This window comes from Clostridium magnum DSM 2767 (assembly GCF_001623875.1).
In the GTDB taxonomy this organism is placed as follows: domain Bacteria; phylum Bacillota; class Clostridia; order Clostridiales; family Clostridiaceae; genus Clostridium_AM; species Clostridium_AM magnum.
The window spans coordinates 189,802-214,620 of record NZ_LWAE01000003.1 but is presented as its reverse complement, the minus strand read 5'-3'; the positions used below and the strand labels follow the sequence as shown (position 1 = coordinate 214,620).

Below are 24,819 nucleotides of genomic sequence, written 5' to 3'. Positions count from 1 at the left end.
TTCTAATTGTGAAGAATGTATGTTATAATTATAATAAAAAAGTAAGGGAGGCCTATGTATGGATGGAAAATTAACTAAAATTGATATTATTACGGCTCCAAGTAAATTCGAAGAGTTAAAGGATGAATTAAACAAGATAGGAATTGCAGGAATGACTGTTTCAAATGTTCTAGGTTGTGGAATGCAAAAGGGCCATAAAGAATTTTATCGTGGTAAAGCGGTGGATATCAATCTATTACAAAAGATAAAAGTAGAAATTGTTGTTTGTGAAGTTCCTGTGGAAACTGTTATAGAAACTGCAAAAAGAGTATTGCATACGGGTAACATGGGCGATGGAAAGATATTCGTTTATGATGTTGCTAATGTTATACGCATAAGTAATGGTTCAGAAGGAAGAGATGCTTTACAATATGATAAATAATGGGAAGGGGAAAAATTTTGAGTTACCAATCTGATAAAGAAGAATTATTGAGAAAAGTTGAAGAAATGGATATAGAATTTATACATCTACAATTTACAGATATAATGGGCATTATGAAAAATGTTTCTATTACAGCTGAGCAATTGGAAAAAGCTTTAGATGGCAAAATAATGTTCGATGGTTCCTCAATAGATGGTTTTGTTAGGATTGAAGAATCTGATATGTATCTGAAACCAGATTTGTCAACATTCACTGTTTTCCCATGGACCAATTTTCATAAAGAGGCACGATTAATATGTGATATTTATAAAATGGATGGCACTCCTTTTGAGGGGTGCCCTCGAAATACACTGAAAAAGGTGTTAAAAGAAGCGGAAGAAATGGGATATGTAATGAAGGTAGGACCAGAGTGTGAATTCTTTATGTTTCATACCGATGAAAAAGGGAATCCATCTCTAGAAACCCATGATGACGCAGGATATTTTGATCTTGCACCTATAGATTTAGGTGGAAATGCAAGAAATGAAATGACTATAACTTTAAAACAAATGGGATTTAAAATTGAAACATCTCATCATGAGGCAGCCCCAGGACAGCATGAAATAGATTTTGAGTATGATGATGCTTTATTAACAGCAGACAACATTATGACTTTTAAAATGGTTGTAAGAATTATTGCTCAAAGAAACGGCTTACATGCAACATTTATGCCAAAACCTAAGTTTGGTATTAATGGTTCAGGTATGCATCTTAATTTGTCATTATCAACATTAGATTGCAAAAATGCCTTCTATGATGAAAATAATGATTTAAAACTTTCAGAAATTGCCTATCACTTTTTAGGCGGTTTAATGAAACATGCTAGAGGATATACTGCGTTAACTAATCCAATAATTAATTCATATAAGAGATTAGTTCCAGGATATGAGGCACCAGTGCTAATAGCTTGGTCTGCAAGTAATAGAAGTCCATTGATTAGAATACCAGCGGAAAGAGGTATGGGTACAAGAATCGAACTTAGGAGTCCGGATCCTTCAGCTAATCCATATTTGGCTTTAGCTGTTACCTTAAAAGCTGGTTTAGATGGTATAAAAAACAAAATACAACCTCCAGAACAGGTTACTAGCAATGTTTATGAAATGGAAACTGATGAAATTAAGGAGAGAGGTATAGAAAGACTACCTATAAATTTATATGAAGCTATAAAAGAGCTGTCTAAAGATGAAGTAATAAAATCATCACTTGGAGAGCACATATATAAGAGATTCATAGAATCGGCATTATATGAATGGAAAGATTACTCTAGATATATATCGCCATGGGAGCTTGATAGATATTTGAGAAAATTTTAAGACTATAAGTTTTGTCATATGAAGTGTTTCTTTTCGGAGTGATATTATGGAAAAGTATAAAATACTAGTTGCTGGTAGCGATGACAGATGTAGAGAGATGGTTAGTGAACTTCTTAAGAAAAGAGGACACAAGGTTCATCAGGCAGCCGACAGTGGTACAGTTTTAAGAATAAGCAGAAGTATAGTTCCAGATTTAGTAATAATGGATGTTAATTTATCTGGTATCAATGCTTATAAAACTGCTAGAATAATAGAAGAAGATAAAGTTTCAAGTGTAATATTTATTACTAATAATCTTGATTCAGGATTTTATGAAAAAATAAAAACTATGAATATATTTGCTTATATAATTAAGCCTATAAATTCTGAGCAGTTATATCAAACTGTAGAATTCAGCATATATAACATTGAGAAGGTTAAGAATCTTCAAGAGAAAATTTTGAGTCTAGAAACTGCTTTAGAGAGCAGAAAAAAAATAGATAGAGCAAAGGGAATTGTTATGAAAAGGCTTAAGATTTCGGAAGATGAGGCTTATAAATATTTGCGAAAAAAAAGCATGGATTTGTGTATATCAATGGATAAATTATCAGAAAAGATTATAAATAAGTATGGATAGTAATAAAAACCGTGTAAAAGCACGGTTTTTATTATGGAAAGAATCTTAAAATATGGAAAGAAACTTGACGTATTGATATTTATCGAAATATAGTATAATATTACTATATTAGCATTACTTTGGTTAAAATCAAATTAAAATGACTATAATGACACCTAAACTGCAAATTATATTTTATTAAGTTGAGTCTTTGTAAGAATTGTCGAATGAAAGGCTTAAATCTAATACTGGGGCATTATTAGGTTAAAAAACTAATGCAGAGAAGGTGAAAAACAGAAAAAGGGGGAATTATAATGGATTTTATAGAAACGTTAGGAAAACTAGTGGGCAAATACTTTGCAATAATTGTTATAGTTGTAGCAGCGGATGCACTTTTACAGCCTACGAATTTCTTGTGGGTTGTACCAAAAGTCTCTTTACTACTAGGAATTATAATGTTTGGTATGGGTATGACTTTGAGAAAGGATGATTTTAAAGAAGTATTTACAAGACCTAAGGATGTCTTTATAGGGGTTGTCTGCCACTATGTAATAATGCCGGCTATAGCATATACATTATGCTTAGTTTTTAATCTTCCAAAAGAATTAGCTATAGGTGTAATACTTGTAGGATGCTGTCCAAGCGGTACATCCTCTAATGTAATGTGCTATTTGGCAAAGGGAGATTTAGCACTTGCCGTTTCTATAGGTGCAGTATCTACACTGCTTGCTCCAATTCTTATGCCAGGTTTAATATTGCTTTTAGCAGGTAAGTGGATATCAATACCAGCACTTAAGTTATTTATGGAAATTGTAAAAATAATCGTAGTTCCAATACTTTTAGGTGTGATTATCAATAGCTTATTAGGTGAAAAAGTTCAAAAGGCTACAAAAGCACTTCCTCTTGTATCAACTATAGCTGTAGCTTTGATAGTTGGAGGAGTAGTAGGTGCAAATTCAAAGAGACTAATGGCTACATCATTACTTATAATTGTAGTAGTATTAATTCATAATTTAGCTGGTTACATACTAGGATATTTGTCAAGTAAAGCACTTGGTATGGGAGAGGCAAAAAGAAGGGCTGTAACTCTTGAAGTGGGTATGCAAAATTCAGCTTTAGGAGTATCGCTAGCTATGAGTTTCTTTACACCTGCAGTTGCAATACCTGCGGTAATATTCAGTGTATGGCTTACTATGACAGGATCAACTCTTGCAAGTTTCTGGTCTGCTAGAGAACCAAAGGAAAATGAGAAAATATCGAAAAAATTAGTAACAGAAATTTAAATTTTAAAAATTAAAATATTATAAAAAGGTAAAGGTGCATTTTTTATAGGCACCTTTAGCTTAGATTATCGAAAAAAATATAATTACTAGGATATTTACTTTAGAAATGGTTAAGATAATATTGACAAATAATCATATTGGAGGGCAAAATAATGGAAACAAAGAGTCATGTAGATCCTGAAAAATTAGCAAGATTAAATATAAACCAATCATTTGAGTATAGGGATGTTGTTAGTGATGATTTCCCATTTAGTCAGCATGCAGAAGATGGAGCATTGTTTAAAAGAGAAGTTGAAGCTGGAGCATATGATAATGTAGTGGTTAGCGACCCAGGTGCTGCACATATAAAATATAAAAGAATATAGTACTATGAGATAAATTAATTAAAGAATCTTATATTATTATAGGAGTTGAGATGAAAAAATTAATTATAGCATTTTATATATTTAATTTTGAATCAAAAGGCCTATAAGAAAAAATGCAGAAGATTGAAGTCCTTCTGCATTTTTATTTGTATTAAAACCAAGTGTATCGATACATTTTGTAATTTTGCAAATTTGTTCTATTATAGTCACATACTACTAAAAAAGTAGCAAATTCTAAAGTTTTTATTGGGGGTTATTTTATGGAAAAATATGAATTAAACAAAAATCTAGCTCAAATGCTAAAGGGCGGAGTAATTATGGATGTTGTAAATCCAAAGGAAGCGGAGATAGCAGAAAAATCAGGTGCTTGTGCAGTAATGGCATTAGAAAGAGTTCCTTCAGATATAAGAAAGCAGGGTGGGGTTGCTAGAATGTCTGACCCTAAAATGATTAAAGAAATACAAGCAGCAGTTTCAATTCCGGTAATGGCTAAGGTAAGAATAGGTCATTTTGTGGAAGCACAAATACTTGAAAGCTTAGGAATAGATTATATAGATGAGAGTGAAGTTTTGACACCTGCTGATGAAGCTTATCATATAAACAAAAGAGATTTTAAAGTACCTTTCGTTTGTGGAGCGAAAAATCTTGGAGAAGCTTTAAGAAGAATTGGTGAAGGTGCGGCTATGATTAGAACAAAGGGAGAAGCAGGAACAGGGAATGTCGTTGAAGCAGTTTGTCACATGAGATCCATGATGGAAGAGATGAAGAAGGTTAAAAATGCTTCAGAACAAGAATTAATGACAATTGCTAAGGAATTAAATGCGCCATATGATCTTATTAAATATGTTTGGAAAGAAGGAAAGCTTCCTGTTGTTAATTTTGCCGCTGGCGGAATTGCTACTCCGGCAGATGCAGCCCTTATGATGCAGCTTGGTTCTGAAGGCGTATTTGTTGGATCAGGAATATTCAAATCCTCTGACCCTGAAAAGAGAGCAAAAGCGATTGTACTTGCAACTACTTATTATAATGACCCTAAGGTACTTGCTGAAGTTTCAGAGAACTTGGGTGAACCAATGAGTGGACTTGATCTAAGGGACATAGATAATAGGTATGCTGAAAGAGGTTGGTAAAATGAGAATTGGAGTACTATCACTTCAGGGTGGCGTAGTTGAACATATGAATCATATAAGAGAATTAGGTTCTGAAGCAGTAGAAGTAAAAAAAATTGAAGACATAAAGGATATAAATGGGTTAATCTTTCCAGGAGGAGAAAGTACTACAATTGGTAAAATTCTAAGGGAGCGAGATATGCTTATTCCTCTAAGAGAGAGGATAATATCAGGACTTCCTGTATGGGGGACTTGTGCTGGAATGATTCTCCTTGCGAAAGAAATTGAAAATGATGAACATACGCATCTTTCTGTTATGGATATAAGGGTTAGAAGAAATGCCTATGGGAGGCAAATTAATAGTTTTGAAATTACAGAAAGAATTAAAGGAGTTTCTGAAAATCCAATACCACTTGTTTTTATAAGGGCGCCCTATATTATTAGTTATGGTGATGATGTAAAAATTATTCATATGGTTAATGGAAACATTGTGGCCGCTAGACAAAACAACATTCTTGTAACTTCATTTCACCCAGAGTTGACTGAAAATATAGAATTTCATAAGTATTTTTTATCAATGTGTATAATTTAAAATATTAAAAGAGCTGTGCAATTGAAAGAATTGAACAGCTCTTTTACATATACAAAATTATTTATTGAGTTAAATGAATTTGTATTTAATTAGTAAATAATTACAAAATGGTATGATAATCAAAAAAAGTGACATAATAGTAGAAGAATGGCCAGACATTAAATATTTATTACTCATATCATTTTAATATAAATCAGAATAGAATTTTTTAAGATAATTAATAGCGAGATAAAAGTGGTTATTAAAAACTTATAAAGTTGTAATTAATAATTGAAAAGTAATTGCTAATATGATATGATTAAATACAAATAATGTTAAACATCACTAGGAGGGGAAATTTTGTTTTTTAACAAGGAGAAAATTAAGTATTTTGATTTAATTGTTGCAGTAATATTATCTTTTATAATAATCCAAGCACTATTAAATTATAAAAGTATATTTTTGTTAGTAGGAAAGGCTGTGAATATTTTATATCCTTTTATTTTGGCTTTTATAATAGCATATGTTTTAAATCCTGTAATGAATTTTTTGGAGAATAAATTAAAATTAAAAAGAGGACAAAGCATATTAATAACATATGCCTGTATAGTAACCATTATAGTAGCTTTCTCAATGTTGTTGCTTCCTAAAATATTTAATAATGTAATAGAGATTGCCCAAAGTATACCATTGTTTACAACAGAGATGTACAAATGGATGAATAGTCATAATGTAGGAATGTTACTAAATTCAGAAGAATTTATAAGAAATAATGTAGGTGGATTAGTACAAAAGTTTAGTGTATTGACTTCAAATTGGTTAAATATAATTTTATCGACAACTATATCTTTTACTAGTTCACTAATAAACATACTATTCGGATTGATAATATCCATATATATTCTTTTTGATAAGGAAAAATTTAAGGATTTTTCAATAAAACTTACATATATAACCTTTCAAGAAAAATGGGCAAATAGAATAATAGAGCTTATAAGAAATATTGATAAAATGATAAGTTTGTACATAGGAACAAAAGCTGTGGATTCACTGATAATAGGAGCGATAGCGCTAGTAGCTCTTATTTTATTTAAATCTCCATATGCAATGCTCATAGCGATAATAGTAACTATTACAAATATGATACCTTATTTTGGTCCTTTTTTAGGTATGATACCACCTTTTTTAATAAATTTTTTCTATGATCCTAAAAGAGCTTTATGGATTTTATTATTTTTAATATTACTTCAGCAGTTTGATGCATGGTTTCTAGAGCCAAAGCTTGTAGGCGATAAGGTAGGATTAAGTCCATTTTTGCTAATTTTAGGGATAACTATTGGTGGTACCTTATTTGGCATATGGGGAATGCTTTTGGCATCTCCAATTACGGCAGTAATTAAAATATATATGGAGCGATGGTTTGAATATAAAATAAGAAAATGTTAACTTTTTCTATCAAATTACGATAATAAATGTGAGATTAAAATAGGGGGATTAAGGATGGTCAAAGTTAAGTACAAGGATAAATTGCAGGTAAAGTTAACTATTGCATTTGTATTGATAATCACCATAGCTGTTTCTGTGCTATCTACGATGATTTATAGGAATAGCTACAACTTGTTGGTAAACAATTTAGGCAGCAGAAGCACTAAAGTGGCAGAAGCTGTTGCTAAAAAGATTAATGTTGAAGAACATAATAAGCTGAAAACCGCTGCAGATGAAGAAACAGAAGTCTACAAAAAAATCACTGAACAACTTGTAAAAATGAAAGAGGCAAGTGGTGCAGAATCTGTATATACAATGAGAAAAAGTGAAAATGGACAGTATACGTATGTTGCAGACGGAGAAAGTTTGGATAGTGAGAATAAGTCACATATAGGTGATGTGGAGAAGGAAGTAGATATAGGATTTCAAGATGCATATAAAGGAAATGTATACTATTCAAAAGTAATAGATATTTCATCCTGGGGAATTCTTGTATCAGCATACTATCCTTTAAAAGATACAAATAATGAAGTGGTTGGTTTTGCTGGTGTTGACTATGATGTTGAGAAAGAATATAATCAGTTTCAAAAATTTAAAATTCAATTGTTTATAATTGCAATAGTCATATTAGTAATTACTAGTATAGCAGGAGTAGTTATTTCGAAAAATATGTCAAAACCAATTATAAAAGTAACGGAACTACTTAATAAAACTGCAAGTTTGGACTTGGCTTATGATTCAAGTTATGATGAATTGAAAAAATATAAGGATGAGATAGGGGTTATGGTTAATTCCTTATTTGTTACAAGAGAAGTATTAAGGGAGCTTGCAATATCAATATCAGGTAATTCAAAAAATATTAATACACATGCGGAAACATTATCATTAGTATCTCATGAAATGACTTCTTCTGTTGAAAATGTTTCGGCATCCATAGAAAATGTTGCAAAAGGCACAGGTGCTCAAACAGAAGATTTACTTAATGTTACTAGCAAATTAGATGATTTTAGTGATCATTTAAGTAATATTGTAAAAAGAATAAAAGATATACATTGTGATACCACAAAAATAAAATCAATGGCAGATAGAAGCGGCAATGATATGGAAAATCTTATGAGAAAATTGGATAATATTATAGTTTCTTTTAATGATCTTGTTGCTAAAATTTCAGGTGTTGGTGAGGATATTAATAAAATAAATGATATAACTAACATTATTAAGGGTATTGCAGCTCAAACAAATCTGCTGGCATTGAATGCATCCATTGAGGCAGCAAGAGCGGGAGAAGCTGGACGAGGTTTTGATGTGGTTGCTGGAGAAATAAGAAAACTTGCAGAACAGGCTGAAAACTCATCAGAAAGTATAAATGGACTAATTAACAATATATCAAATAATACAAATATAATGCTTAAAGCAACTGATACAATGGAAGATGAACTAAATAATGAGGTTGCTATAATAAATAATTCAGTGGATTCGTTTAAAAAAATAATCGATTCAATAGATACCGTAATACCTAAAATTGATGAAATAAGCAAGTCAGCAATAAATATAGATAAAGAAAAAGATACTATTATAGAAAGAGTAGAGATTATATCTATTGAAGCGGAAGAAATTTCTTCATCCACGGAAGAAATAACTGCTTCCTCAGAGGAAATGAATTCTGCAGCAGAAGAGGTTACTATTTCAGCTAAAACGTTAAGTAATATGACAAAAGGCATGATGGAACAGGTATATAAATTTAAGCTATAAAACAAGAAAATGTTCAATTGCTAATATTAAATTTTGCTATGCTGAAACCTATGGTGTTAAATACCTTAAACAACTATAACATGTGTATTGACATTATAGTAAAGTAATGGTATTCTTGAAGCATAAAGAAAATAAATCTTCAGGGCGGGGTTTGATTCCCCACCGGCGGTATAGCCCGCGAGCCGTAAGGTATGATTCGGTGAAACTCCGAAGCCGACAGTAAAGTCTGGATGAAAGAAGATAGATATGAGATGACTTTATCTATACTGAATGTTATATTCATGTATTTGCTATAAAAGTTATTCTATATTTGTGAAAGTTAACGCTCTGAAATTTTTTCAGGGCGTTTTTATTTTTTATCGAATCTGTATTCTTTTAAAATAATTGGGGATTTATTTAATTATATAAGTATTTTAACTAAACAAGACTGGAGGAATTGTATGGAAATCAAATATATGCAAAGGGCATTAGAATTAGCAGCCAAGGGAATTGGGTATACTAATCCTAATCCTCTAGTTGGAGCTGTAATTGTAAAACATGGAAAGATCATTGGAGAAGGTTATCATGAGGTTTGTGGAAGTAATCATGCAGAAGTAAATGCATTTAAAAATGCCACTGAAGATGTCAGTGATGCTACAATGTATGTGACCTTAGAACCCTGCTCACATTATGGGAAAACACCACCCTGCGCAAATGCAATTGTTGAAAAGGGAATTAAGAAGGTTGTTGTAGGGTTAAAAGATCCCAATCCTCTAGTGGCTGGAAAAGGAATTCAAATACTAAAGGATAACAATATTGGAGTTATCACTGGAGTTCTGGAGGAAGAGGGGAGAAAGCTTAATGAAATATTTTTAAAATACATAACAACAAAGAAACCCTTCTGTATCCTAAAGACCGCTATGACCTTAGATGGAAAAATTGCAGCTTATACTGGTGATTCAAAATGGATTACAAATGAATTATCTAGAAAACATGTTCATCAGTTAAGACATAGAGTATCAGGTATTATGGTCGGAATAGGTACAATATTAGCAGATGATCCGCTTCTAACAACAAGATTGGATACCGGTAATGGAAGTGATCCAACAAGAATTATAGTAGACAGCAGTTTGAGAATTCCATTAGAAGCAAAAGTTCTTCATGTGGAATCGAAGGCAAAAACAATCGTTGCTACTACAGAACTAGCAGATAAGGATAAGATAAAAGCTTTAGAGGATATGAGGGTAGAAGTTATTATTACTCCATTAAAAAATAATAGAGTGGATTTATCATACCTTATGAAAGCTCTTGGAGAAAGAGGAATAGATAGTGTACTTTTAGAAGGTGGAAGCGAATTAAACTACTCAGCTATTGAAGAAGAAATTGTTGATAAAGTTAATGCTTTTATTGCTCCCAAGATCATAGGAGGCAGGGAGGCAAAGACACCTATTGGAGGAACAGGGAAAGCAGTTATGAGCGAAGCAGTTTCTATTGAGAAGCTTCAAATACATAGCTTTGGTGATGATGTTATGTTGGAAGGATATATAAAGAGAAAATAAATAATAGCAAGTATGAGATTTTATTCAGTAAATATATAAAAGTTATGCAAAGAAAGGAGAATTCCTTCATGTTTACAGGGTTAGTAGAAGAACTAGGGAGTATTAAAGCCATTACTAAATCCGCAAAATCAGCTAAGATTACTATTAAAGCTACAAAAGTATTAGAAGGAGTAAAGCTGGGGGATAGTATTAGCACAAATGGTGTATGTCTTACGGTAACGGATTTTAGTACAAATTATTTTACTGTGGATGTAATGGCAGAAACTATGAGAAGAAGCAACTTAAAGAATTTATCTTCAGGAGATGAGATTAATTTGGAAAGAGCCTTAAGGTTGGGTGATAGGCTGGGAGGTCATATGGTTAGTGGTCATATCGATGGAGTAGGCTCTATATCTAAATATGAAAATGAGGATAATTCAGTTTGGATCACAATCAAAACTCCACCGGAGCTATTAAAATATATTATAGAAAAAGGATCTATTGCTATTGATGGAGTAAGCCTAACAGTAGCCTATGTAGATGATATATGTTTTAAAGTATCAATAATACCACATACAAAGGACGTTACTACATTACTTACAAAAAAGATAGGTGACGAGGTTAATTTAGAGTGCGATATGGTTGGCAAATATATTGAAAAGCTAGTGTCTGTTAAGGAAGAAAAAAATACGAAAAAAGATATTGATCTTAAATTTCTAAGTGAAAATGGATTTATGTAATAAAAAGGGGGAATAAGAAATGCATAAGTTTAATACTATAGAAGAAGCTATTGAAGATATAAAAGAAGGAAAGATGATAGTTGTAGTTGATGATGAAGATAGAGAAAATGAGGGAGATTTGTTAATGGCAGCGGAGAAGGTAACTCCGGAAGCTATAAACTTTATGGCTACATATGGTCGTGGTTTAATCTGCACCCCGATTACAAGAAAAAGACTAGAGGAATTAGAAATGCCTCAAATGGTAAGTAAAAATACAGATAATCATCAAACTGCTTTTACAGTATCTATAGATGCTATTGAAACTACAACAGGAATATCTGCATATGAGAGAGCTGCTACAATAAAGAAAATGTTAGATCCAAATGCTTCTGGCAAAGATTTTAGAAGACCGGGACATGTATTTCCGCTGGAGGCTAAAGAAGGCGGAGTATTAGTAAGAACAGGACATACAGAGGCCGCTGTAGATCTACCAAGACTTGCAGGTCTATATCCGGCAGGAGTGATTTGTGAAATTATGAGTTCAGATGGAACAATGGCAAGAACTCCTGAACTTTTGGACTATGTAAAAGAACATAATTTAAAAATAATTACTATAGCAGATTTAATTGCTTACCGTAGAAAAAGTGAGGTCTTTGTAAAAAGGGTAACTGAAGCTAAAATGCCTACAAAATATGGTGAATTTAAAATAGTTGGATATGAGAATGCTCTAAATGGTGAGAATCATGTAGCTTTAGTTAAAGGAGATATTTCTGGTGAAGAGCCTGTTTTAGTAAGAGTTCATTCTGAATGCCTTACAGGAGATGCTTTTGGCTCATTGAGATGTGATTGTGGAGAACAATTTGCAGCTGCAATGGAAAGAATTAATGAAGCAGGAAGAGGTATTCTTCTATATATGCGTCAAGAGGGAAGAGGAATTGGACTTATTAATAAATTAAAGGCTTATGCTCTTCAAGATCAAGGAATGGATACCGTTGAGGCTAACTTGGCTTTAGGTTTTAAAGCTGATCTTAGAGATTATGGTATAGGTGCTCAAATGTTAGTTAATCTTGGGGTGAAAAAAGTAAATTTAATGACAAACAATCCTAAAAAGATATCTGGTCTTTCAGGATATGGAATAGAAATTACTAATAGAGTACCAATTCAAATGAACCATAACGAAAGAAATGAATACTATTTAAAAACCAAAAAAGAAAAATTAGGTCATATATTAAATTTTAGGGAGGAAAAATAAATGAAAATTTACGAAGGAAAATTAGTAGCGCAAGGATTAAAATTTGGAGTTGTTGTAGGAAGATTTAATGAATTTATAGGAGGAAAGCTTTTATCTGGTGCAATTGATGGATTTAAACGTCATGGTGTAGAAGAGGAAGATATCGAAATTGCATGGGTACCAGGAGCTTTTGAAATACCTCTTGCAGCAAAAAAAATGGTAAACACTAAAAAATATGATGCGGTTATATGCCTAGGAGCTGTAATAAAAGGATCAACACCGCACTTTGATTATGTATCATCTGAGGTTTCAAAGGGAGTTGCAAGTGTATCCCTTGAAACAGGAGTTCCAGTTATTTTTGGCGTGCTAACTACAGATACTATTGAGCAAGCTATAGAAAGAGCAGGAACAAAGGCAGGTAATAAAGGTTTTGATGCAGCAGTTACTGCAATTGAAATGGCTAATTTACTAAAAGAAATATAACTTTTGGAATAAATTCAGGTAGAAAAATTCTATCTGAATTTATTTCTTATGGGAAGAAGGTTAAGATAATGATTAATTTTAAAGATGTAAAAACTATTTTCTTTGATTATGATGGAACCCTACATGACAGTATGAAAATTTATGGTCCTGCTTTTAAAAAGGCTTATTCTTATCTTGTGGAGAACAAATTTGCAGAATTAAAAGAATGGTCAGATGAAGAAATTGGCTATTGGTTAGGCTATAACAGTCAGGAAATGTGGCAGACCTTTATGCCTAATTTGCCCAAGGAAACCCGTGATAAATGTAGAGAAATAGTTGGTGATGAAATGAAGTTTCTTATAGAAGAGGGAAGAGCAGTTTTATATGAAGGTGCAATAGAGACTTTGGAGTATCTAAAAAATAAAGGCTATAATCTAGTTTTTATTAGTAATTGTAGAAGATACTATAGAGATTCACATGATAAGCTATTTGGACTGGGAAACTATTTTGAGGATATGATATGTTCAGAAGAATATGATTTTATTCCAAAATATGAAATTTTGGCTAGAATAAAAGATCGTTACCCTAAAGAGATGGCGATTGTGGGAGATAGAAAGCATGATATAGAAGCTGGAATAAAAAATCAAATATACACTATTGGGTGCAAGTATGGTTTTGCATCAAAGGGTGAATTAGACAATGTGGATGTTGTTATTAATAATATTACTGAGTTAAGAGAGTATTTTTAGATGTCAGAAATATTTAGTATAGTTTATAAATAATTGAGATAAGAATAGAAAAATATTTGACTTTAGTAAGAAAAGATATATGGATAAAGTAAAGGTTAAGGAGTAAAATATATATTATAATGAATTCTATAACTTGAAGTTACAGCTTTATTTAACTATTATTGGAGGATTTCATTGTGTATTTGAAAGGAGTGAATAAGATGGAAATACAAAGCTACATAGATCATACACTACTAAAGCCAGAAGCAACTGAGGAACAGATAGTAAAAATATGTGAGGAAGCAAAACAAAATAAATTTGCATCCGTATGTGTAAACCCTTTTTATGCATCTTTAGTAAGAACAAACCTTGAAGGCAGTAGTGTTAAAACTTGTGTTGTAGTAGGGTTTCCTTTAGGTGCCAATACTAAGGAAGTGAAGGCTTTTGAAACAGAAAATGCCATTGAAAATGGTGCACAGGAAGTTGATATGGTAATAAATATAGCTGCATTAAAGGATAAGAAATATGATGTTGTAGAAGAAGATATAAAGGCTGTTGCCCAAAAAGCGAAGGGAAGAGCATTAGTTAAGGTTATAATTGAATGTTGCTTGCTAAATGAAGAAGAAATAGTAAAGGCTTGTGAGTTATCTGTTAAAGCTGGTGCTGATTTCGTAAAAACTTCTACTGGTTTTAGTACTGGAGGAGCTAAAGAAGAGGATGTAGCTTTAATGAGGAAAACTGTAGGAAATGAAGTTGGAGTGAAGGCTTCCGGAGGAATCAGAGATTTTAAAACAACAAAGGCTATGCTAGAAGCAGGTGCTAATAGAATTGGAGCAAGTGCTGGAATAAAAATTGTAGAAGAGTCGTTAACTTAACGATGAAGTAGAAATTCATAATACTGTGAAATAAACAAAAACTGCATCAGGTTGAAGTAACCTAATGCAGTTCTTTTATTAAGTTTAAAATACCTCGGTGTGAGATTATTCCTTTGTTGTTAGTTTAAACCTAGGACCCATTATACCATCCTTATGTGTAATAAGTGCACTAGTAAAAAAGAAAGAAAAACTTTTATCAGCTACAATTTTAATACCCTGATCTATTACCACATCATCGTTTCCTTTTTGTTCATCCAGAACAATTTCAAGTTGAAGACCGCCTCAGCCGACACCACATTTAGATATTCTGACAGCTTCTTTATTTTGTTCCTCTAGCATTCTTTTTAATAAAGGGACAGATTTTTCGTCAATAGATACTACCATAAACAAACACCATCCTATAAATAAATTGTTTTATCCTATAATAATATTTTGATTATGTGATCTTATATAAATAGAGACTAGGAGTTTTTGTAACTATACAATAGCCTCTAAAGTATTTGAAGGGAGATCCAAAAACTTTTAATTGTATGCTTTTTAGTTTATTTCGAATTATCTAATAATAGTATTTACAGATATTCTTATAATTAGCCAAAGTATATAACACCAAATTATCTCTATTTATATAAAACCACAATATTAAATAAATATTTATTTTTTAAGGCTGAGAAATTTCCTCAGCCTTAAATTTATATTATTACTTTTTCTTTGTCTCTTTAGTTGCTGCAACTTCTTTAAGTGCTGCAGGTTTATCGAAAACATTTATATACATTTGCTTAAGTTCGCTTATTAATGGATATCTTGGATTAGCTCCTGTACATTGATCATCAAAAGCTTGTTCTGACATATCATCAAGAGTTGCATAGAATTTTTCTTCAGTAACTCCAGCTTCTTTTATAGTCATTGGAATGTTAACTTTTGCTTTTAATTCATCTATAGCTTTGATTAATGCTTCAACTTTTTCGTCATCTGTTCTTCCACCTAATCCTAGGAAGTCAGCGATTTCAGCATATCTAGCTTTAGCATTTGGATATTTGTATTGAGCGAATGCAGCTTGTTTTCTTGGATTTTCTACTGCATTGAATCTTATAACTTCATTTATTAATAATCCATTAGCAATTCCGTGTGGTATGTGGTGAGCAGCTCCTAGTTTGTGTGCCATTGAGTGACATACTCCTAAGAATGCATTAGCAAATGCCATACCAGCTATTGTTGAAGCATGTGCCATATTTTCTCTCGCTTCAACGTTAGTAGTACCTTCATTGTATGCTAGTGGTAAGTTTTTGAATATTAATTTTATTGCTTGTAACGCTAATCCGTTAGTGAACTCAGAAGCCATTATTGATACATAAGCTTCAAGAGCATGAGTTAAAGCATCTATACCTGATGCAGATGTTAATCCTCTTGGCATTCCCATCATTAACTCAGCATCAACTATAGCCATATTTGGAGTTAATGCATAGTCAGCTAGTGGATATTTAGCACCTGTTTGCTCATCTGTAATAACTGCGAAAGGAGTAACTTCTGAACCAGTACCAGCTGATGTTGCTACTGATATCATCATAGCTTTTTGACCCATAGTAGGGAATGAGTAAACTCTCTTTCTTATATCCATAAATCTCATAGCAAGATCTTCGAACCTTACTTCTGGGTGTTCGTACAATACCCACATAATCTTAGCAGCGTCCATTGCTGATCCACCACCAACAGCTATGATTGTATCTGGCTCAAAGCTTATCATATCTGCAGCGCCTTTTTTAGCTGTAGCTAAAGTTGGATCTGGTTCTACGTCTGTGAATATTTTATAAGCAACGCCTATTTCATCAAGAACTTTTGTAACTTTGTCAACGTATCCTAATTGGTAAAGAACCTTATCAGTTACTATATAAGCTTTCTTTTTATTTAAGTCTTTTAGTTCTTTTAATGAAACTCCAAGACTACCGTATTTAAAGTAAACTTTTTCTGGAATTCTAAACCAAAGCATGTTTTCTCTCCTCTCAGCTACACTCTTAATATTTAATAGGTGTTTTGGTCCAACGTTCTCTGATACAGAGTTTCCACCCCATGAACCGCAACCTAATGTTAATGATGGAGCTAGCTTAAAGTTGAATAGGTCACCGATTGCACCTTGTGCAGCAGGCATGTTTATAATAGTTCTACCAGTTTTCATAGCTGCGCCGAATTTTTCAACTTTATCTTGTGCAGTCATTGTGTTTATATATAATGATGAAGTATGTCCGTATCCGCCGTGTTCAACAAGTGTTACTGCCTTTGCAAGAGCATCGTCAAAGTTTTTAGCTCTGTACATAGCTAGAACAGGGGATAGCTTTTCGTGAGCGAATGGTTCAGAAAGCTCAACTGATTCTACTTCTCCAATAAGAACTTTAGCAGTTTCAGGAACTGTTATTCCAGCAAGTTCAGCTATTTTATAAGCAGATTGTCCAACTATATTAGCATTTAGAGCACCGTTTATTAATATTACGTTTCTAACTTTATCTATTTCGTCCTTCTTTAAAAGGTAAGCGCCTCTTTCTTCAAATTCTCTCTTAACTTCATTATAAATTGAATCAGCTACTATCACTGATTGCTCAGAAGCGCAGATAACACCGTTATCAAAGGATTTTGAAAGTAGTATTGAACTTACAGCCATTTTAACATCAGCTGTTTCATCTAGTATAGCTGGTGTATTACCTGCACCAACACCGATTGCTGGTTTACCTGATGAATAAGCAGCTTTAACCATTCCAGGACCACCTGTTGCAAGTGTAAGATCAGCTTCTCTCATTACAATCTGAGAAAGTTCAACGGAAGGTTGATCTATCCATCCAATTATTCCTTCTGGAGCACCAGCTTTAACTGCTGCATCAAGCACTATTTTAGCTGCAGCTATAGTTGAGTTCTTTGCTCTTGGGTGAGGGGAGAAGATGATACCATTTCTAGTTTTTAATGCTATTAAAGCTTTGAAAATTGCAGTTGATGTTGGATTAGTTGTTGGAACAACAGCAGCTATAACACCAATTGGTTCTGCAACTTTAGTAATACCGAAAGCAGTATCTTTTTCAATAACACCACAAGTCTTTTCATCTTTGTATTTATTATATATATATTCAGAAGCGAAGTGGTTTTTTATAACCTTATCTTCAACTATTCCCATTCCTGATTCTTCTACAGCCATTTTAGCAAGTTTAATTCTTGCGTTGTTTGCTGCCATAGCTGCTTGTCTAAAAATTTCATCAACTTGTTCTTGACTGAAAGTAGAGAACTCCTTTTGAGCAGCCTTTACTTCCGCTAGTTTTTGCATTAATTCATCAACGTTTGTTACTTTCATTAATTGGCACCTCTTTCATATTTCTTTAAATTAATATATTTAAGGGGTTATGTAATCTGCGAAGCTAGAAAATTATCTGAACACTTTGTTTAATCAGTATTTTCTGCACTCACTTTATGATATTATTATGCAATATAGTTTGTTAAATGTCAATCAATATTTAGATAATTTTTCATGTTTTTTTTCTAAAAAACGGTGTAAACGGTGTCATTAAAGGGTTATTTGGAAATAAATTAAATAAAAACAAGAAATGTAACGTTAAATATTTAACAATATCTATAAATTGAGATCTACAGGATAGCAATATTTGAAAAAAATATTGTTAATTGTTAAATAATACATTAAATCCATTTAGAAACAAAATTTTAAAGACGAGTAGGGGATATTTTTAGAAGCTGGTAGAATAATAACTTTGTAGTTTGAAAAAATATAATTACTAATCTAAAGAGGTAGTATCGTATATCTGAAAGGATGGTGTAGATATTGTCGCATAAAAGAAACAAAATATCAGAGGAAAAAGTTAAATATAAGAAAAATAAATTTAAAGTAGAATCAGCCAAAGAACTAGGAATAGATTTAGGAGACGTTGATAGTATAAAACCGGCTTCGGATAAGACCAAATCAGTAGATGATGGCATGTATGTAAGCATAGTCAGATCCTTTAAAAAACTATAAAATTTAAGGCTGAGATAATTTCTCAGCCCTAAGTTTCATTTTATTATTTCTTTTTAGTTTCCTTAGTTGAAGCAACTTCTTTAAGAGCTGCAGCTTTATCAAAAACATTTACATATATTTGTTTAAGTTCGCTTATTAATGGATATCTTGGGTTAGCTCCTGTACATTGATCGTCATAAGCTTTTTCTGTCATAGCATCAAGAGTTGCATAGAATTTTTCTTCTGAAATACCCCATTCTTTTATAGTCATTGGCATACCAACTTTTGCTTTTAATTCATCTATAGCTTTGATTAATAATTGAACTTTTTCGTCATCTGTTCTTCCACCTAATCCTAAGTAGTCAGCAATTTTAGCATATCTAGCTTTAGCATTTGGATATTTGTATTGAGCAAATGCAGCTTGTTTTCTTGGATTATCTACTGCATTGAATCGTATAACTTCATTTATTAATAATCCGTTAGCAACTCCGTGTGGTACGTGGTGTTCAGCTCCTAGTTTATGTGCTAATGAGTGGCAGATTCCTAAGAATGCATTAGCAAATGCCATACCAGCGATACATGAAGCATGACCCATTTTTTCTCTTGCTTCTTTATTAGTTGCACCTTCGTTGTATGCAAGTGGCAAGTATTTAAATATTGTGTCTATAGCTTCTAAACACAATCCATTAGTGAACTCAGAAGCCATTATTGATACGTAAGCTTCAAGAGCATGAGTTAAAGCATCTATACCTGATGCAGCTGTTAATCCTCTTGGCATTCCCATCATTAATTCAGCATCAACTATAGCCATATTTGGAGTTAATGCGTAGTCAGCTAATGGATACTTAGATCCTGTCTTTTCATCAGTAATAACTGCAAAAGGAGTAACTTCTGAACCAGTACCAGCAGATGTAGCTACTGATATCATCATCGCTTTTTCGCCCATCTTAGGGAATGTGAATACTCTCTTTCTTATATCCATAAATCTCATAGCAAGATCTTCGAAGGCTACTTCTGGATGCTCGTACATTACCCACATAATCTTAGCAGCGTCCATTGCTGATCCACCACCAACAGCTATGATTGTATCTGGTTCAAAACTTCTTAATTGTTCAGCACCTTTGTTAGCTGCTGCTAAAGTTGGATCCGGTTCTACATCACAGTAAATTTTGTAAGCAACGCCTATATCATCAAGAATTTTTGTAACTTTATCAACGTATCCTAATTGATAAAGAACCTTATCAGTTACTATGAAAGCTTTCTTTTTATTTAAGTCTTTAAGTTCTTTTAGTGCAACTCCAAGACAACCATATTTGAAGTAAACCTTTTCGGGAACTCTAAACCAAAGCATATTTTCTCTCCTCTCAGCTACACTTTTAACATTTATTAGATGTTGTGGTCCAACGTTTTCTGATACAGAGTTTCCACCCCATGAACCGCAACCTAATGTTAGAGAAGGATTTAACTTAAAGTTAAATAGATCCCCGATAGCACCATGTGATGAAGGAGTATTTATTAATGTTCTACAAGTCTTCATAACAGCACAGAATTTTTCTATTTTATCCTTTGCCTTCATTTCATCTACATATAATACTGAAGTATGTCCAATTCCACCATGTTCAACAAGTGTTTTAGCTTTTGCAAGTGCATCATCAAAGTTTCTACCTCTGTATAAAGCTAAAACAGGAGATAACTTTTCATGTGCAAATGGTTCTTCTAGTCCAACAGACTCTACTTCACCGATAAGAACTTTAGCTGTTTCAGGAACTGTTACACCAGCAAGTTCAGCTATTTTATAAGCAGGTTGTCCAACAATTTTAGCATTTAAAGCGCCGTTTATTAATATTACGCTTCCAACCTTAGCTACTTCATCTTTCTTTAAGATATAAGCTCCTCTGTCTTCAAACTCTTTTCTAACTTGATTATATACTGAATCAACTGCTACAACTGCTTGCTCAGAAGCACAGATCATACCATTATCGAAAGTCTTTGAAAGAAGTATTGAGTTTACAGCCATCTTAATATCAGCTGAATCATCGATTAAAGCTGGTGTATTACCAGGACCAACACCTAGAGCTGGTTTACCTGATGAATAAGCAGCTTTAACCATTCCTGGACCACCTGTTGCAAGGATTATATCGGCTTCTTTCATTACTATACCTGAAAGTTCAACTGTAGGTTCATCTACCCATCCAATTATTCCTTGTGGAGCACCAGCCTTAACTGCTGCATCAAGTACTATTTTAGCTGCTTCTATAGTTGATTTCTTTGCTCTTGGGTGAGGTGAGAAGACTATACCATTTCTAGTTTTTAAAGCTATTAAAGCTTTGAAAATTGCAGTTGATGTTGGATTAGTTGTTGGAACAACAGCAGCAACAACTCCTATTGGTTCTGCAATTTTAGTAAGACCAAATGCTTCATCTTTTTCAATAACATCACAAGTCTTTAAGCTTTTGAATTTATTGTATATGTATTCTGAAGCAAAGTGATTTTTAATAATCTTATCTTCTGCTATTCCCATTCCAGTTTCTTCTGCTGCCATTTTTGCAAGTGGTATTCTAGCAGCGTTTGCTGCCATGGCTGCTTGTCTAAAAATTTCATCAACTTGTTCTTGAGTGTAAGTAGCGAACTTCTTTTGAGCAGCTCTTACCTCCGCTAATTTTCCCATTAACTCATCAACATTTGTCACTTTCATTACATAGCACCTCTTTCGCATTTTTTTATTTTAATACAGGAAGGGGTATTTTAAAAATTCGAAATTATAGAATACATTTTGACAAATTAAACGTTTTTGAAATGTATTTTCGAAATATTCCGAATTTCCTTATGATGATATTATGCAATATAACCCTCAGAATGTCAACCATATTTAGTAAAAAATATTGATATTTAGGTAAAAGTGCTAAAAAATACATAAAAAACGCTGATTACAGCTAGTTTTTTTATGTTTCAATTTAATATCTCTGTTTTGGTTAGGTTAAGAGGGATACTTTTGTCAGTTTGTGAAATAATAACTTTTCAAGCTTGCAAAAAATAATTATTAATCTACTAAACATTTAACGATAACTATTAATAATAACGTATAACCTAACAATAATTAGGGGGAATATTATTAATTATTAAAAGATACATAATCTCAATCTAGAAACAAAAATTTTTAGGGAAGGGTAGGGGATATTTTTAGTACTCGTTAGAAAGATCATTTTGGAAAAGTCATATCTCCGGAAAAATCATTCTTTTGTTGTAAGCTTAAATCTAGGTCCAAGCATTCCGTTTTTATGTGTGATAAGTGCACTTGTGAAGAAGAAGGAAAAGCTTTTATCTGCCACAATTTTAATATCTTGATTTATTACCACATCATCATTTTCCTTTTGTTCATCCAGAACAATTTCAAGTTGAAGGCCACCTCAACCAACACCACACTGTTTGATTCTAACAGCTTCCTTATTTTGTTCCTTTAACATTTCATTTAATAGAGGGACAGATTTTTTATCAATAGATACTACCATAAATAACCTCAATCCTTTCAAAGTTGGTATAAAAATAGATAAAATTTAAGGCTGAGATAATTTCTCAGCCCTAAGTTTTATTATTTCTTTTTAATTTCCTTAGTTGCAGCAACTTCTTTAAGAGCTACAGCTTTATCAAAAACATTTACATATATTTGTTTAAGTTCACTTATTAATGGATATCTTGGGTTAGCTCCTGTACATTGGTCATCATAAGCTTTTTCTGTCATAGTATCAAGAGTTGCATAGAATTTCTCTTCTGAAATTCCCCATTCTTTTATAGTCATTGGCATACCAACTTTTGCTTTTAATTCATCAATAGCTTTGATTAATAATTGAACTTTTTCGTCATCTGTTCTTCCGCCTAATCCTAAGTAGTCAGCAATCTTAGCATATCTAGCTTTAGCATTTGGATATTTGTATTGAGCAAATGCAGCTTGTTTTGTTGGGTTATCCACTGCATTGAATTTTATAACTTCATTTATTAATAATCCGTTAGCAACTCCGTGTGGTACGTGGTGTTCAGCTCCTAATTTATGTGCTAATGAGTGGCAGATTCCTAGGAATGCATTAGCAAATGCCATACCAGCGATACATGAAGCATGACCCATTTTTTCTCTTGCTTCTTTATTAGTTGAACCTTCATTGTATGCAAGTGGCAAGTATTTAAATATTGTGTCTATAGCTTCTAAACATAATCCATTTGTGAACTCGGAAGCCATTATTGATACGTAAGCTTCAAGAGCATGAGTTAAAGCATCTATACCTGATGCAGCTGTTAATCCTCTTGGCATTCCCATCATTAATTCAGCATCAACTATAGCCATATTTGGGGTTAATGCGTAGTCAGCTAATGGATACTTAGATCCTGTTCTTTCATCAGTAATAACTGCGAAAGGAGTAACTTCTGAACCAGTACCAGCTGATGTTGCTACTGATATCATCATAGCTTTTTCACCCATTTTAGGGAATGTGAATACTCTCTTTCTTATATCCATAAATCTCATAGCAAGATCTTCGAAGGCTACTTCTGGATGCTCGTACATTACCCACATAATCTTAGCAGCGTCCATTGCTGATCCACCACCAACAGCTATAATTGTGTCTGGTTCGAAACTCGCCAATTGTGCAGTACCTGCTTTAGCTGTAGCTAAAGTTGGATCTGGTTCAACGTCTGTGAATATTTTGTAAGCAACACCTATTTCATCAAGAACTTTTGTAACTTTATCAACATATCCTAATTGATAAAGAACTTTATCAGTTACTATGAATGCTTTCTTCTTGTTTAAGTCTTTAAGTTCTTTTAGTGCAACTCCAAGACAACCATACTTGAAATAAACCTTTTCAGGAACTCTAAACCAAAGCATATTTTCTCTCCTCTCAGCTACACTCTTAACGTTTATTAAATGTTGTGGTCCAACGTTTTCTGATACAGAGTTTCCGCCCCATGTACCGCAACCTAATGTTAGGGAAGGATTCAACTTAAAGTTAAATAAATCACCTATACCACCGTGTGATGAAGGAGTATTTATTAATGTTCTACAAGTCTTCATAGTAGCAGAGAATTTTTCTAGCTTATCTTTTTCCTTCATTTCATCTACATATAATACTGAAGTATGTCCAATTCCACCATGTTCAACAAGTGTTTTAGCTTTCGCAAGTGCATCTTCAAAGCTTTTACCTCTGTATAAACCTAAAACAGGAGATAATTTTTCATGTGCAAATGGTTCTTCTAGTCCAACAGACTCTACTTCACCGATAAGAACTTTAGCTGTTTCAGGAACTGTTACACCAGCAAGTTCAGCTATTTTATAAGCAGGTTGTCCAACGATTTTAGCATTTAAAGCACCATTTATTAATATTACGCTTCCAACCTTAGCTACTTCATCTTTCTTTAAGATATAAGCTCCTCTATCTTCAAACTCTTTTCTAACTTGATTATATACTGAGTCAACTGCTATAACTGTTTGCTCAGAAGCACAGATCATACCATTATCAAAAGTCTTTGAAAGAAGTATTGAGTTTACAGCCATCTTTATATCAGCTGAGTCATCAATTATAGCTGGTGTATTACCAGGACCAACACCTAGAGCTGGTTTACCTGATGAATAAGCAGCTTTAACCATTCCTGGACCACCTGTAGCAAGGATTATATCAGCTTCTTTCATTACTATTCCTGAAAGCTCAACTGTAGGTTCATCTACCCATCCGATTATTCCTTCTGGAGCACCAGCCTTAACTGCTGCATCAAGTACTAATTTAGCTGCAGCTATAGTACATTTTTTTGCTCTTGGGTGAGGGGAGAAAACTATACCATTTCTAGTTTTTAAAGCTATTAAAGCCTTGAAAATTGCTGTTGATGTTGGGTTAGTTGTTGGAACAACAGCAGCAATAACTCCTATTGGTTCAGCAATTTTAGTAAGACCAAATGCTTCATCTTTTTCTATAACACCACAAGTCTTTAAATTCTTGAATTTGTTGTATATGTATTCTGAAGCATAATGGTTTTTAATAATTTTATCTTCTACTATTCCCATTCCAGTTTCTTCTGCTGCCATTTTTGCAAGTGGGATTCTTGCGCTGTTTGCCGCCATAGCTGCTTGTCTAAAAATTTCATCAACTTGCTCTTGAGTGTAAGTAGCAAACTTCTTCTGAGCAGCTCTTACCTCCGCTAATTTTTGCATTAGTTCATCAACATTTGTAACTTTCATTAATAATAGCACCTCTTTCGCATTGTTTTTGATTCGTATACAATATTAGTTATTCTTATATTGGAATATAGAAAATAATCTGAAAAATATAGTTATTCGATATTTTCTGCACTCCCTTTATGATGTTATTATGCAATATGGTCCATTAAATG

General features: G+C 32.8%; 22 protein-coding genes and 1 riboswitch. Of the genes, 16 read left to right on the top strand and 6 right to left on the bottom strand.

The features are described 5' to 3' along the window. Positions 1-58 precede the first annotated feature (58 nt). The 5 genes from CLMAG_RS14425 (at position 59) to CLMAG_RS14405 (ending at position 4,016) form a co-directional block, all read left to right on the top strand. Positions 59-421, top strand: coding sequence for a P-II family nitrogen regulator (locus tag CLMAG_RS14425; RefSeq protein WP_066623728.1), 363 nt, complete (start codon positions 59-61; stop codon positions 419-421). Next, positions 421-1,773, top strand: a complete 1,353-nt coding sequence (gene glnA / locus CLMAG_RS14420; RefSeq protein WP_066623726.1) for a type I glutamate--ammonia ligase — start codon at positions 421-423, stop codon at positions 1,771-1,773. The genes CLMAG_RS14425 and glnA overlap by 1 nt, the downstream gene beginning before the upstream one ends. Before the next feature lie 46 nt (positions 1,774-1,819). After that, positions 1,820-2,389 carry an ANTAR domain-containing response regulator gene (locus CLMAG_RS14415; RefSeq protein WP_066623724.1) on the top strand — a complete coding sequence of 190 codons (570 nt, stop codon included), beginning with the start codon at positions 1,820-1,822 and terminating at the stop codon, positions 2,387-2,389. 293 nt (positions 2,390-2,682) lie between these two features. Beyond that, a complete protein-coding gene (locus CLMAG_RS14410; protein WP_066623722.1) occupies positions 2,683-3,651 on the top strand; it encodes a bile acid:sodium symporter family protein in 969 nt (322 codons plus the stop codon). Positions 3,652-3,803: 152 nt separating this feature from the next. Continuing rightward, on the top strand, positions 3,804-4,016 hold the full coding sequence (locus CLMAG_RS14405) for a hypothetical protein (protein ID WP_066623720.1): 213 nt from the start codon (positions 3,804-3,806) through the stop codon (positions 4,014-4,016). An 81-nt stretch (positions 4,017-4,097) separates the two neighbouring features. Here the strand turns inward: CLMAG_RS14405 and CLMAG_RS34345 are convergent, their stop codons facing one another. Further along, a complete protein-coding gene (locus CLMAG_RS34345; protein ID WP_278330640.1) occupies positions 4,098-4,226 on the bottom strand; it encodes a hypothetical protein in 129 nt (42 codons plus the stop codon). Positions 4,227-4,276: 50 nt separating this feature from the next. Between CLMAG_RS34345 and pdxS the strand changes: the two genes are divergently transcribed. The 10 genes from pdxS to deoC all read left to right on the top strand — a co-directional run bounded on the left by pdxS (position 4,277) and on the right by deoC (position 14,465). Then, positions 4,277-5,146 (top strand): pyridoxal 5'-phosphate synthase lyase subunit PdxS, encoded by an 870-nt coding sequence (gene pdxS, locus CLMAG_RS14400; protein ID WP_066623718.1) that lies wholly within the window; start codon positions 4,277-4,279, stop codon positions 5,144-5,146. A 1-nt stretch (position 5,147) separates the two neighbouring features. Beyond that, on the top strand, positions 5,148-5,717 hold the full coding sequence (gene pdxT / locus CLMAG_RS14395; RefSeq protein ID WP_066623717.1) for a pyridoxal 5'-phosphate synthase glutaminase subunit PdxT: 570 nt from the start codon (positions 5,148-5,150) through the stop codon (positions 5,715-5,717). Positions 5,718-6,056: 339 nt separating this feature from the next. After that, positions 6,057-7,142 carry an AI-2E family transporter gene (locus CLMAG_RS14390; RefSeq protein ID WP_066623715.1) on the top strand — a complete coding sequence of 362 codons (1,086 nt, stop codon included), beginning with the start codon at positions 6,057-6,059 and terminating at the stop codon, positions 7,140-7,142. 54 nt (positions 7,143-7,196) lie between these two features. Next, on the top strand, positions 7,197-8,933 hold the full coding sequence (locus CLMAG_RS14385; protein ID WP_066623704.1) for a methyl-accepting chemotaxis protein: 1,737 nt from the start codon (positions 7,197-7,199) through the stop codon (positions 8,931-8,933). A gap of 131 nt (positions 8,934-9,064) precedes the next feature. Continuing rightward, a riboswitch (FMN riboswitch) is annotated at positions 9,065-9,179 on the top strand. Between the two features lie 194 nt (positions 9,180-9,373). Further along, positions 9,374-10,471 carry a bifunctional diaminohydroxyphosphoribosylaminopyrimidine deaminase/5-amino-6-(5-phosphoribosylamino)uracil reductase RibD gene (ribD, locus tag CLMAG_RS14380; RefSeq protein WP_066623694.1) on the top strand — a complete coding sequence of 366 codons (1,098 nt, stop codon included), beginning with the start codon at positions 9,374-9,376 and terminating at the stop codon, positions 10,469-10,471. A 68-nt stretch (positions 10,472-10,539) separates the two neighbouring features. Then, on the top strand, positions 10,540-11,190 hold the full coding sequence (locus CLMAG_RS14375; RefSeq protein WP_066623692.1) for a riboflavin synthase: 651 nt from the start codon (positions 10,540-10,542) through the stop codon (positions 11,188-11,190). 19 nt (positions 11,191-11,209) lie between these two features. Then, entirely contained in the window at positions 11,210-12,421 is a 1,212-nt protein-coding gene (locus tag CLMAG_RS14370) for a bifunctional 3,4-dihydroxy-2-butanone-4-phosphate synthase/GTP cyclohydrolase II (RefSeq protein ID WP_066623689.1), read from the top strand. Next, positions 12,422-12,883, top strand: a complete 462-nt coding sequence (gene ribH / locus CLMAG_RS14365) for a 6,7-dimethyl-8-ribityllumazine synthase (protein ID WP_066623680.1) — start codon at positions 12,422-12,424, stop codon at positions 12,881-12,883. A gap of 68 nt (positions 12,884-12,951) precedes the next feature. After that, complete coding sequence (locus CLMAG_RS14360; RefSeq protein WP_066623678.1) at positions 12,952-13,611, top strand: HAD family hydrolase; 660 nt, start codon at positions 12,952-12,954, stop codon at positions 13,609-13,611. A gap of 200 nt (positions 13,612-13,811) precedes the next feature. Next, positions 13,812-14,465, top strand: coding sequence for a deoxyribose-phosphate aldolase (gene deoC / locus CLMAG_RS14355; protein WP_066625004.1), 654 nt, complete (start codon positions 13,812-13,814; stop codon positions 14,463-14,465). 105 nt (positions 14,466-14,570) lie between these two features. Here the strand turns inward: deoC and CLMAG_RS34340 are convergent, their stop codons facing one another. Together CLMAG_RS34340 and adhE (CLMAG_RS14345) are read right to left on the bottom strand one after the other, a co-directional pair. Further along, positions 14,571-14,696 (bottom strand): hypothetical protein, encoded by a 126-nt coding sequence (locus CLMAG_RS34340; protein WP_278330634.1) that lies wholly within the window; start codon positions 14,694-14,696, stop codon positions 14,571-14,573. A 466-nt stretch (positions 14,697-15,162) separates the two neighbouring features. Then, positions 15,163-17,793: a bifunctional acetaldehyde-CoA/alcohol dehydrogenase gene (gene adhE, locus CLMAG_RS14345; RefSeq protein ID WP_066623676.1), complete on the bottom strand. Its 2,631-nt coding sequence runs from the start codon at positions 17,791-17,793 to the stop codon at positions 15,163-15,165. A gap of 483 nt (positions 17,794-18,276) precedes the next feature. Between adhE (CLMAG_RS14345) and CLMAG_RS14340 the strand changes: the two genes are divergently transcribed. Then, positions 18,277-18,468 (top strand): hypothetical protein, encoded by a 192-nt coding sequence (locus CLMAG_RS14340; RefSeq protein WP_066623673.1) that lies wholly within the window; start codon positions 18,277-18,279, stop codon positions 18,466-18,468. Between the two features lie 43 nt (positions 18,469-18,511). On the opposite strand, the gene adhE (CLMAG_RS14335) is transcribed toward CLMAG_RS14340, so the two are convergent. From adhE (CLMAG_RS14335) to adhE (CLMAG_RS14325), 3 genes are all read right to left on the bottom strand, one after another. Further along, positions 18,512-21,142 carry a bifunctional acetaldehyde-CoA/alcohol dehydrogenase gene (gene adhE / locus CLMAG_RS14335; protein ID WP_066623671.1) on the bottom strand — a complete coding sequence of 877 codons (2,631 nt, stop codon included), beginning with the start codon at positions 21,140-21,142 and terminating at the stop codon, positions 18,512-18,514. 535 nt (positions 21,143-21,677) lie between these two features. After that, entirely contained in the window at positions 21,678-21,803 is a 126-nt protein-coding gene (locus CLMAG_RS34335; RefSeq protein WP_278330631.1) for a hypothetical protein, read from the bottom strand. Positions 21,804-22,036: 233 nt separating this feature from the next. Continuing rightward, positions 22,037-24,667, bottom strand: a complete 2,631-nt coding sequence (adhE, locus tag CLMAG_RS14325; protein WP_066623669.1) for a bifunctional acetaldehyde-CoA/alcohol dehydrogenase — start codon at positions 24,665-24,667, stop codon at positions 22,037-22,039. Between the last annotated feature and the right edge of the window lie 152 nt (positions 24,668-24,819).